At 61.2% G+C, this 10,973-nt stretch carries 9 protein-coding genes; 3 read left to right on the top strand and 6 right to left on the bottom strand.

Translation table 11 applies throughout. The features are described 5' to 3' along the window. The coding region (locus BW43_RS29105) for a hypothetical protein (RefSeq protein ID WP_218186590.1) at nt 1-365 on the top strand (365 nt) is incomplete at its 5' end. Nucleotides 366-1,152: 787 nt separating this feature from the next. Here BW43_RS29105 and BW43_RS20915 read toward each other — a convergent pair. Next, nucleotides 1,153-2,319: a GGDEF domain-containing protein gene (locus BW43_RS20915; RefSeq protein WP_032885325.1), complete on the bottom strand. Its 1,167-nt coding sequence runs from the start codon at nt 2,317-2,319 to the stop codon at nt 1,153-1,155. 108 nt (nt 2,320-2,427) lie between these two features. After that, entirely contained in the window at nt 2,428-3,639 is a 1,212-nt protein-coding gene (locus tag BW43_RS20920) for an MFS transporter (RefSeq protein ID WP_032885324.1), read from the bottom strand. Nucleotides 3,640-3,783: 144 nt separating this feature from the next. On the opposite strand from BW43_RS20920, the gene BW43_RS20925 reads away from it, so the two are divergent. Beyond that, nucleotides 3,784-4,575 (top strand): helix-turn-helix domain-containing protein, encoded by a 792-nt coding sequence (locus BW43_RS20925; RefSeq protein WP_032885323.1) that lies wholly within the window; start codon nt 3,784-3,786, stop codon nt 4,573-4,575. Here the strand turns inward: BW43_RS20925 and BW43_RS20930 are convergent. From BW43_RS20930 to BW43_RS20940, 3 genes are all read right to left on the bottom strand, one after another. Next, on the bottom strand, nt 4,550-7,108 hold the full coding sequence (locus tag BW43_RS20930; protein WP_032885322.1) for an EAL domain-containing protein: 2,559 nt from the start codon (nt 7,106-7,108) through the stop codon (nt 4,550-4,552). The two genes, BW43_RS20925 and BW43_RS20930, sit on opposite strands and share 26 nt — an antisense overlap. A gap of 74 nt (nt 7,109-7,182) precedes the next feature. Then, nucleotides 7,183-8,367: an MFS transporter gene (locus BW43_RS20935; RefSeq protein WP_032885321.1), complete on the bottom strand. Its 1,185-nt coding sequence runs from the start codon at nt 8,365-8,367 to the stop codon at nt 7,183-7,185. After that, nucleotides 8,367-9,389, bottom strand: coding sequence for an alpha/beta hydrolase (locus BW43_RS20940; RefSeq protein WP_032885320.1), 1,023 nt, complete (start codon nt 9,387-9,389; stop codon nt 8,367-8,369). Before BW43_RS20940 ends, BW43_RS20935 begins: the two co-directional genes overlap by 1 nt. 165 nt (nt 9,390-9,554) lie before the next feature. Here BW43_RS20940 and BW43_RS20945 point away from each other — a divergent pair, with 165 nt between their 5' ends. After that, the gene (locus BW43_RS20945; RefSeq protein WP_032885319.1) at nt 9,555-10,469 is read left to right on the top strand and encodes an AraC family transcriptional regulator; all 915 of its coding nucleotides are present in this window, start codon (nt 9,555-9,557) and stop codon (nt 10,467-10,469) included. On the opposite strand, the gene BW43_RS20950 is transcribed toward BW43_RS20945, so the two are convergent. Next, nucleotides 10,444-10,950: a GAF domain-containing protein gene (locus tag BW43_RS20950; protein WP_032885318.1), complete on the bottom strand. Its 507-nt coding sequence runs from the start codon at nt 10,948-10,950 to the stop codon at nt 10,444-10,446. The genes BW43_RS20945 and BW43_RS20950 overlap by 26 nt on opposite strands. Nucleotides 10,951-10,973 lie beyond the last annotated feature (23 nt).

The raw sequence follows: 10,973 nt of genomic DNA, 5'->3' as shown, positions 1-10,973 counted from the left end.
TCGTATGGGGTCGGGGTGATCTGTTTGCTCGGGCTTGGCGCGATGACTTGTTGCAGGCTTGTCTGAAATTCAGCGGCATCCCGCTCACTTCTGTAGTGAGCGAGCTTGCCTCGCGCGGGGCAAGCCCGCTCACCACAATAGCGCCTACTGACTCAAACCCATCGCCTGCCTTTGGTTGTCTTGATACGCCGTCACCTGCAACTGGCCTTGAAGTCGTATGGGGTCGGGGTGATCTGCTTGCTCGGGCTTGGCGCTATGACCTGTTTAAGGCTTGTATGAAGTTCAGCGGCATCCCGCTTACGTCTGTAGTGAGCGAGCTCGCCTCGCGCGGGGCAAGCCCGCTCACCACAAAAGCGCCTTACTAACTCAAACCCATCGCCTGCCTTTGGTTGTCTTGATACGCCATGACCTTTAACTGGCCTTGAAGTCGTATGGGGTCGGGGTGATCTGTTTGCTCGGGCTTGGCGCGATGACTTGTTGCAGGCTTGTCTGAAATTCAGCGGCATCCCGCTCACTTCTGTAGTGAGCGAGCTTGCCTCGCGCGGGGCAAGCCCGCTCACCACAATAGCGCCTACTGACTCAAACCCATCGCCTGCCTTTGGTTGTCTTGATACGCCGTCACCTGCAACTGGCCTTGAAGTCGTATGGGGTCGGGGTGATCTGCTTGCTCGGGCTTGGCGCTATGACCTGTTTAAGGCTTGTATGAAGTTCAGCGGCCTCCCGCTTACTTCTGTAGTGAGCGAGCTTGCCTCGCGCGGGGCAAGCCCGCTCACCACAAAAGCGCCTTACTAACTCAAACCCATCGCCTGCCTTTGGTTGTCTTGATACGCCATGACCTTTAACTGGCCTTGAAGTCGTATGGGGTCGGGGTGATTTGTTTGCTCGGGCTTGGCGCGATGACCTGTTTAAGGCTTGTATGAAGTTCAGCGGCATCCCGCTTACTTCTGTAGTGAGCGAGCTTGCCTCGCGCGGGGCAAGCCCGCTCACCACAAAAGGGCCTTACTGACTCAAACCCATCGCCTGCCTTTGGTTGTCTTGATACGCCGTGACCTGTAACTGGCCTTGAAGTCTGCGGCGCCACCGGCGTACTGCTCACACCGAAGCGTTGGAGTCGGTCAGGACGGGCCGGAGTGCGGGGGTTAGTTACGACTTCTAACCGTAGGGCGTGGCGCCCCTGCGATCCACCAACCGGATACTGTCCCGCCCACCCCGCTTGGACTCATACAGCGTGGTATCCCCTTGCTCAATCAACGCCGCCAGGCTCTCCGGCGGCTGATCGAACAGGTTGGCGCCAATGCTCAGGGTCACCGGTTGCGGGGTGCTGAAGCTCTGCGAGGCCAGTTGCTGAAACTGGTCGCGCAGGCTGCTGCCCAGTTCGACGATCTGCTCAGCCGACGTGTGATTGAGCAGGATCACAAACTCATCGCCGCCCAGCCGTGCTGCCAGTGCGCCTCGGGGCACGACGGCGCGGATCATTTCGCTCAATGCGATCAACAGGCGGTCGCCGGCGGTGTGGCCGTGGAGGTCGTTGACGCCTTTGAAGTTGTCGATGTCGATCAGCAGCAGGGCGCCGGGTTGGGTCGAAGATACCTGGGCCAGCAGGCGAGGGGCGCGCAGGTCGAGGGCGCGACGGTTGTAGAGGGCGGTGAGTGGATCGCGGGCGGCGAGGCGGGCGATCTGTTGTTCGCGGCGGTAGCGTTCGGAACCCGTCATCGACAAGGCAATCAGCATGATTGCCATGGCGCCTTCCACCAGGGAGATCTGGATGATCTCGCCCTTGAAGGCGGCGAGGTCGATCAGGGTGCCGGGAATGACCACCGACAGCGTTTTGGCCACGTAAAAGGTCCCGTGGAGCAGCAGCACAAAACGCAACTGCACCGCGCCGACGCTCAGGGACCGGCCATGGGGCTGCAGCAGGAAACTGGCGCGCAGGGTGGGCAGGGCGACCAACAGCGATTGCACCGCCAGCATGGCTTTGGACCATGATTGGTCCGTTGGCAGCGCGAGCATGGCGAACCAGATCACGGGCATCAGGGCCCAGGCGCGTGATACGCGTACTTGGGTAAACCGCGCCACGCCGAGCAGAAACAGGAAGTGTGCGGTCACCAGCAAACCGTTGGCGAACCAGATGCCGATGACTAAAAAGCCATTAATGCGCAGCAGGGCCAGGAGAGAACCGATGGTGATGGTGGCGAAACCGCTGCTCCACAACAGCAGCGAGGGTTCGCGCACGCTGCGCCATTCGACCAGCAGGTAAAGGGCGGCAGCGGCTGCCAGGGCAACGGTGAGTGCCAAAATCGTGGGAGGGTCGAGCGTCATTTCTTGCTGGGTCTGCCTGGTGTGCGTTTAAACCGGGATTGTAAGCGCACACGCAGGTTTTTCAGAGCATTCTGTGTAGTGGCACACAGCCAGCCGATGATCGGCGGGTCAAACGCCTTTGGTCGACGGCAGCAGAATCGTCAGGATGCCCACCAGCGGCAGGAACGAGCACAGTTTGTAGACGTACTCGATGCCGTGGTTATCCGCGAGCAAACCGAGCAACGCCGCGCCAATCCCGCTGAAACCGAACATCAGGCCAAAGAACACACCTGCGATCATCCCGACATTGCCCGGCACCAGTTCTTGGGCAAACACCACAATGGCCGAGAACGCCGAAGCCAGGATAAAGCCAATCACCACACTGAGCACGGCGGTCCAGAACAGATCGACGTAGGGCAGGGCCAGGGTGAAGGGCGCGGCGCCGAGGATGGAGAACCAGATGACTTTCTTGCGGCCGATTTTGTCGCCGATCGGGCCGCCTGCGAAGGTGCCCACGGCCACCGCACCGAGGAACAGGAAGAGGTACATCTGGGAACTCGATACCGACAGGTGGAATTTTTCAATCAGGTAAAACGTGAAGTAGCTGGTCAGGCTGGTCATGTAGAAGTACTTGGAGAACACCAGCACTGCCAGCACCACCAGGGCAAACGTCACGCGGCCTTTGGACAAGCCGTGGGTGGCTTTGCCGCCTTGCTTGAGCTTGAACAGCGCGAGGTGGTTGCGGTACCAGCGGCTCAAGCCATACAGCACCAGGATCGCGAACACCGCGAACAGACCGAACCAGGCGATATTGCCCTGGCCGTAGGGAATGATGATCGCCGCTGCCAGCAACGGGCCGAAGGCGCTGCCGGTGTTGCCACCGACCTGGAAGGTCGATTGCGCAAGGCCGTAGCGTCCGCCGGAAGCCAGGCGCGCCACGCGGGAGGTTTCCGGGTGGAAGGTCGACGAGCCTACGCCCACCAGACCCGCCGCCAGCAGGATCGCCGGGAAGCTGCCGACAAACGCCAGCATCAGGATCCCGATCAACGTGCACACCATGCCGGCCGGCAGCAGCCAGGGCTTGGGATGACGATCAGTGTGGTAGCCGATCCACGGTTGCAGCAGCGAGGCGGTCAGTTGGAAGGTCAGGGTGATCAGGCCCACCTGGGCAAACGTCAGTCCGTAATTGGCCTTGAGCATGGGGTAGATCGACGGCAGCACGGCCTGGATCAGGTCATTGATCAGGTGCGCCAAAGCGCAGGCACCGAGGATACGCATAACTAATGGGCTTGCTTGGGGCGCACTGGTAGCAGTGGCGGGGGACGCGGGGAGTGTCGACATGCAGGCATTCCATACAAGGCAGCGAACAGGGGCCGCCAATACGTGGCTGGCGGCCCATTTCAAATTGTGTCGGGCTTTATGCTAGATTCAGTAAAAATGTCTGTCTCACGAAATTCGGGCAGTAACTGTCGCAAAAAGGGCTAAATGATCAAGTCACTGGATAAATTCCTGCAGGAGATCGACGAAGGCGAGTGGGCCGTGATCAGTTCGGCCACCGACTATCCTGAAAACTGGGTGATCCCCGACCACAGCCACGAGAAGCATCAACTGCTCTACGCGACCGAAGGGGTCATGGTAGTGCATTCGGCGCAGAACCAATGGACAGTGCCGCCCAATCGCGGCTTCTGGATGCCCTGCGGGCACGTGCATTCCCTGCGCTGCGTAGGGCCGCTGAAAATGCGCAGCGTGTTTGTGCGCCCCGACAGCTTCCCCAATCTGCCCACCGAAACCAAGGCTGTAAGCATCTCGCCGCTGCTGAGCGAGCTGATCAAGGCCTCGGTCAGCCTCAAGCCACCTTATGCCGAAGACTCGCGGGATGCGCGGATCATGCACCTGATCCTCGACGAACTGGCCATCCTGCCCGCGTTGCCGTTATCCCTGCCACAGCCTGCCGACCCGCGTATCCAGCGGATCTGCCTGGCGCTGCAACAGAATCCGGGCGATGCCTCGACAGTGGCGCACTGGAGCGAGCGCCTGGGCCTGGATCAGAAAACCATCCAGCGCCTGTTTCGCAAGGAAACCGCCATGACCTTCGGCCAATGGCGCCAACAGGCGCGGTTGCTACTGGCCCTGGAGCGCATGGCGATGGGGGAAAAGATCATCGACGTGGCGTTGGAGCTGGGCTACGAAAGCCCCAGCGCCTTCACCAGCATGTTCAAGAAACAGTTCGGCAAGACGCCGAGCCTGTTTTTCAAACCGGGCCCAGCAGCCGGTTGAACGCGTCGATATCCAGCGGGCGGCTGAGGAAGTAGCCCTGGCCTTCATCACAGGCCACGGCCTTGAGCATCGCCAGGTGCTCGGCGGTTTCGATGCCTTCGGCGGTCACCGTGAGTGCCAGGGCACGTCCCAGGCCGACGATGGCATGGATGATGGCTTGATCATCCTCGCTGTCTTCCAGTCGGGTCAGAAAGCTGCGGTCTATTTTCAATCCATCGAACGGGAACGCGCGCAGGTAGCTCAGTGACGAATACCCGGTGCCAAAGTCGTCCATGGCGATGCGGATGCCCAGTTGTTTGAGGGCGCGCATCACGTCCAGCGCACCGACGGCGTCTTCGAGCATGACGCTTTCGGTGATTTCCAGTTCCACCCGCGCCGGTTCGATACCCGAGGCCTGTAACGCGTGACGCACGCGCTCCATCAGGTTGCCGCGCTTGAACTCGGTCGGCGACAGGTTGACCGACACAAACAACGCATCCGGCCACTGGGCGGCACAGGCACAGGCGGTTTCCAGCACCCAGTCACTCAGCGACAGGATCAGGCCGGACTCTTCGGCAATCGGGATAAAGGTGTCCGGCGCGATCAGGCCGCGCTCCGGGTGTTGCCAGCGCACCAGCGCTTCGGCGCCGACCATCTGCCCGTCGGCTATGCGGTAACGCGGCTGAAAGTGCAGGCGCAATTCCCCATGTTTGATCCCATAGCGCAGGTCGCTTTCCAGGCGTCGACGCTCGATGATTCGTGCATTCATCTCGCCGGAGTAGAAGCGCCAGGTATTGCGCCCGGCGGACTTGGCCTCATACAGCGCAATGTCCGCGTAGCGCAGCATTTCGGTGACGTTGCCGGCGTCATTGGGCGCCAGCGCGATACCGATGCTGGCGCTGATAAACACTTCCTGCTCATCGATCCGGATCGCGCGCTCAAGGGAGACGATCAAGCGTTTGCAAAAGTTTTCGACGTCGTCCTGGGTGCCGGCATCGCTGAGGATCAGCACAAATTCATCGCCGCCAACCCGCGCCACCAGATCACCGTGGCGCACGCAGTCGGTCAGGCGGCTCGACACTTCATTGAGCACCCGGTCGCCGGCGGCATGCCCGAGCAAGTCATTGACCGGTTTGAATCGGTCCAGGTCCAGGCTGAGCATGACCAAGGGTTGCTCAAGGAGGGGCAGCGTCTTGAGCTTGGCGTCCAGGAAGGCTTGTAGACGCGTGCGATTGGGCAACCCGGTCAGGGCGTCATGCTGGGACAAAAATTCAATGCGTCTGCGTGCCTCGACTTCTTCAGTCACGTCCGTGGCGGTGCCGCGAAACCCGCCGCACGGCATTTTCCGCGCCGATAGCCGGGTGGTGCGCTCTTGCCCTTGGGCATCCACATACAGGCATTGCACGCTGAGGTCCGGGCGTCGGCCGGGCGTGCACAACCACTGTGACAACAACCCGTCTTCGGTGCCCAACAGGTCATTCATGGCCGCGCCGATCCAGGCGTCGCGGGTCAACCCGGTTACGCTTTCGAAACGCTCCGAGAGGTAGGTAAAGCGCCAATCGCCGTTGATCTCCCAGACCCAGTCGGAACTGGCTTCTACCACATCGCGAAAGCGCGCTTCGCTGGTGGCCAAGGCGTTCTGGCTGGTTTGCAGCGAGCTATGACTGGCATCCAGCGCCAGGGCGGCGGCAGTGCTGCGGCGCAAGATCATCCACGTCATCAGGCACACCAGCAGCGCGGCCAGGCCCAGCAAGGGCAGGCCGACGCCAATGAGGCGTCGGCCGGGCTGTTCCGGCTGCCAGTACAGGCTACCGGCGCTGCCGTTGTCGCCGAGGGGTAAAAACACGCCCTTGGCGATGTCTTCAGGGGTGGCGATGTGCAGGTTGCCCACGCCGAAGTCATCGCCGATCCGGCCCAATTTGGCGCTGTCGAGGATGTCGACAAAGACCAGCACCGAGGCTGGCCTACCGTCTGCAACCACCGTGGGGTCGGTGCCCGGCGCAATGGCTGCGGCAGCCACCAGTGCGGGGCTGCCGCGTACGTTGATGAACGTGCTCACCGGGGTTTCGTTATCTACGCCGGCGCGGGCCTGTTCGAGCAGTTGGGTGAGGGGCTGATCGAGCCATTCGCTGAGCTCAAAGGTTTGCAGTTCGCCTTCGACCACGGTGTACACCGTGCGATTGGCGTCGTTGACCACAAACAGGCCCTGAAAACCGAAGTCTTGGAACAGTGTGGGCCCTATATTGCCGCGCTCGAAGGCCCAATCCTTGTCCACCTGTACATGCAGGTGCTTGTAGGCATCGCTCCAGAACGCGTAGTCCTTGACCGTCACCCGCATGGCTTTTTCCATGGACTGTATGGCTTTGCGGGTATGGAACGCGCTTTCGGCCTGCTCGGTGCGGTCCAGGTCATGGGCGATGTAAAGCAGTGAGTAAGCCGCTGCCGCAAAGACAACGGCCAGCAAGGCCATGAAATTCAACAGTGACGTGCGTGCCAGTGACAGGCTGGTGCGGGTGGACAGCGAGCGGACGATTGGAGCGAGAGAGTTGGGCATTATTTAGCGCAGGGCCTCGCTGCAAGTCAGGGGTATGACAAGTTATCGGCGGCCCTTGGAAAAGATTGAGTGCGTCAGGCTGTGCTCAAGTGTTGTGCGCGAACACTGACGCAGCGTGCTGCCCATGCAAGCAACGCCGCCCCGCACAGCAGCGCCGCACTCAACTCAAACGTCGCCCGATAGCCACTGAAGTCAAACACCACACCGCCCACCGTGGCGCCTGAAGCAATCGCCAACTGGATGATCGCGACCATCAGGCCGCCCCCTGCTTCGGCATCCTTGGGCAGGGTGTTGGCCAGCCACGTCCACCAACCCACGGGGGCGGCGGTGGCGACCAGGCCCCAGAGCCCCAGCAACAGGGTTGTCATCCCGGTCGAGCTGCCGAAGGCGACCAAGGCCAGGGCGATCAATGCCATCAGCAGTGGAATGGCAATCAGCGTGGGATACAGGCTGCGCTTCAAAAAACGCTCGATCAGGAACGTGCCCGCCAGACCGGCCATGCCCAGTACCAGCAGCATCAGCGACAACAGGGACACGCTGACCTGGGTGACGGTTTCCAGGAACGGTCGCAGGTAGGTGAACAGCATGAATTGACCCATGAAAAACACACTGACCGCCAGCATGCCCATGATCACAGGCGGCTGTTTCATCAGGCGCAGCACGTTGGTGGTCTTTACCTCGCCCTGCGACTTGATCGACGGCAGGCTGATCAGCAGCCACACCACGGCGATCACCGCCACCGGCACCACGCAGAAAAACGCGCCACGCCAGCCGATCATTCCGCCCAGAAAGCTGCCCAGTGGTGCAGCAATCACCGTGGCCAGGGCGTTGCCACCGTTGACCATGGCCAGGGCACGCGGCACTTGGTCGTCCGGTACCAGGCGCATGGCGGTGGCGGCCGACAGTGACCAAAACCCGCCGATGGCAACGCCGATCAGCGCTCGCCCCAACATGAAGACCATGTAGTTCGGCGCAAAGGCCACGACCGTTCCAGACACGATCATCAGCAGTGTCAGTGCCACCAGCAGGCGCTTGCGATCCACCCGCGCCGCCACGGCGGCAATCACCAGGCTGGTGAGCAAGGCAAACAGCCCTGACACCGAAATGCCCTGGCCGGCCTGGCCTTGAGTGATGTTGAGGTCGGCCGCCAGTGGCGTCAGCAGGCTGACCGGCATGAACTCCGAGGCGACTAATGTAAAGGCCGCCAGGGACATAGCGAACACCGCGCCCCAGCGCGGTGCATTCGTGTTTTTGGTCATCACTTGAGGTTGTTCTTGAAGAAGGTGGTGAGGTGGGCAAACGGAATCAGATTGACCCGGTCGTACAGGTCCACATGCCCCGCGTTCGGGATGATGAGCAATTCCTTCGGTTCGGCCGCACGCTGGTAGGCGTCTTCGCTGAACTCGCGGGAGTGCGCGTTGGCCCCGCTGATCAGCAACAGCGGACGCGGAGAGATCGTCTCGATGTCGTTGAACGGGTAGAAGTTCATGAACTTCACGTTGCTGGTCAGCGTCGGCATGGTGGTGGTCTGCGGCGACGCACCGGCAGGTGTGAACTGGCCACGTGGCGTGCGGTAGAAGTCAAAGAACTCGTCCCCCACCGGGTTGCCCGTCAGCTTGAGCGGCGTGCCGCTGGTGTAGAGGGTCTCGCCGCCCTGGAATTCCACATAGCGCTGGTTGGCCGCTTGCAGCAGGATATGCCGGCGCTGTTCCAGGGTGACGCCGTGCTTGAGGCCGTTGCGGTTGGCCGCGCCCATGTCGTACATGCTGACGGTGGCGATGGCCTTGAGGCGGGGGTCGATCTTCGCCGCCGCGATGACGAAGCTGCCGCTGCCACAGATACCGATCACGCCAATGCGTTCACGGTCGACCATCTGCCGGGTGCCGAGGAAGTCCACGGCGGCGCTGAAGTCCTCGGTGTAGAGGTCGGGCAGCACCGCGTTGCGCGGTGTACCGGCGCTGTCGCCCCAGAACGACAGGTCCAGAGAGAGTGTGACGAAGCCCTGTTCGGCCATTTTGGTGGCGTACAGGTTCGCGCTCTGTTCTTTGACGGCACCCATCGGGTGACCGACGATAATCGCGGGGCTTTTAGCACCCGAGCTCAGGTTTTTCGGCACGAACAGGTTGCCGGCAACCTGCAGGCCGTATTGGTTGTTGAAGGTGACCTTTTCGACCGTCACCTTGTCGCTTGTGTAGAAGTTGTCAGCACTGTTGGACATATCGGCTCCCAGAGCAGTTAAAGACGTCACCAGCAAACCAAGGGCAAGCAAGAGGCGTTTCATGGGCGGATCCTTGAAAGGGTTGGTCCGCACATTTTCCCGGTGTGGCGGTGGCGTCTGTAGTGCGTTCCGCTGGATTACTTGCCTGATGCTCTGAGTCTGGTGGTTTACGGGGGACGCCATGGACTGCGCGGGGTAGAGTTCGCGGATCAACAAAAAGGGCAGGTTATGAAGAACAATCTGGACGCGCTGGTCCACGCCATTGCATCGCGCATCGCTGCGCCTGGGGACTGCCCCATGCCGATCCCGGGCCTGGGGTTCTATCGGCGTGAGCAGCCGTGCACGCCGGTGGTGTGCATGGTCGAACCGAGCATTGTGCTGGTGGCCCAGGGGCAGAAGCAGCTGTGGGTGGGCGGCGAGGGGTATCCGTATGACACGTCACGCTTCCTGGTGACATCGCTGGACATTCCTGCCAATTCCGAAGTGCTGCAGGCGAGCCCCACGCGGCCGTGCCTGGGGCTGACCTTTAAGCTGGACCTGCGCATATTGGCCGAGCTGATCGCCCAGAGTGAGCTGCCGCCCAAGCGCGAGCGTTCAGTGCTCAAAGGGGTCGGCATCGGGGTTGTCACCGACGGCATGCTGGCGTCGTTTGCGCGGCTGGTGGCGTTGCTCGATGAGCCCGAGGCGATCCCGGTACTCGCACCACTGATCCAGCGCGAGATCCACTACCGCTTATTGCAAAGCAACCAGGCTGGACGACTGCGGCAGATTTGTTCAGTGGACGGGCAGGGCTACCGTATCGCCAAGGCGATTGACTGGCTCAAACTCAATTACGACGCAGTGCTGCGCGTGGAAGACTTGGCGGCGCGGGTGCAGATGAGCGCGGCCACGTTCCATCATCACTTTCGCCAACTCACGGCGATGAGTCCGTTGCAGTATCAGAAGTGGCTGCGTTTGAACGAGGCGCGCCGGTTGATGCTTAACGAGCATCAGGATGTCTCCAGCGCGGCGTTCAAGGTGGGCTATGAAAGCCCGTCGCAGTTCAGCCGCGAATACAGCCGGCTGTTTGGCGTGCCGCCCAAGCGCGACATCGCCGGGTTACGCGGCAAGCCGAAATTTAACGTTCACTCTGTGTCAAGTTAGCGAAAAAGATGCAGCCAATCAGTCGGGCAAACAGGCTCAGGGTTTCCGGCAGGTTGGGGTCATCAAACAGCATCGCTTGTGAATCCAAGGCACACAGCGCGCCGAACAGGCGGCCATCAGGCAGGAAAATCGGCGCGCCGGCGTAGCTTTCGATAGCGAACTGCTTGACTACCGGGCGTGAAGCGAAGCGGCCGTTTGCGCTGACCTGCGGGATGAACAAGGTCTGTGGATTAATGCAGAACTCGCTGCACAGGGTGGTTTCCAGGTTAAGCACGTCATCCACATTGATCCCCATTTCCATAGGGTCGTGGACCGAGCAGACCACCCATTCCAGGTCGGTGAACTTGGCGATGCCGGCAAAGCGCATCCCGGTCAGGCGGGTGACCAACTGCAGAATGCTGGTGGTGGCTTCTATTTCGGCGATGGCGGCGCGTTCGTCTGCGCTCAGTAGCGAATGTGCTGCGGTGAAGCTGGGAAGCATGCTGAGCTCTCCAAAGGCGTGGT

The sequence above is a fragment of the Pseudomonas sp. RIT357 genome (assembly GCF_000632245.1).
Lineage (GTDB): Bacteria > Pseudomonadota > Gammaproteobacteria > Pseudomonadales > Pseudomonadaceae > Aquipseudomonas > Aquipseudomonas sivasensis.
Note: the sequence above shows the minus strand (reverse complement) of the source record. Positions and strands in the feature narration are given on the sequence as shown.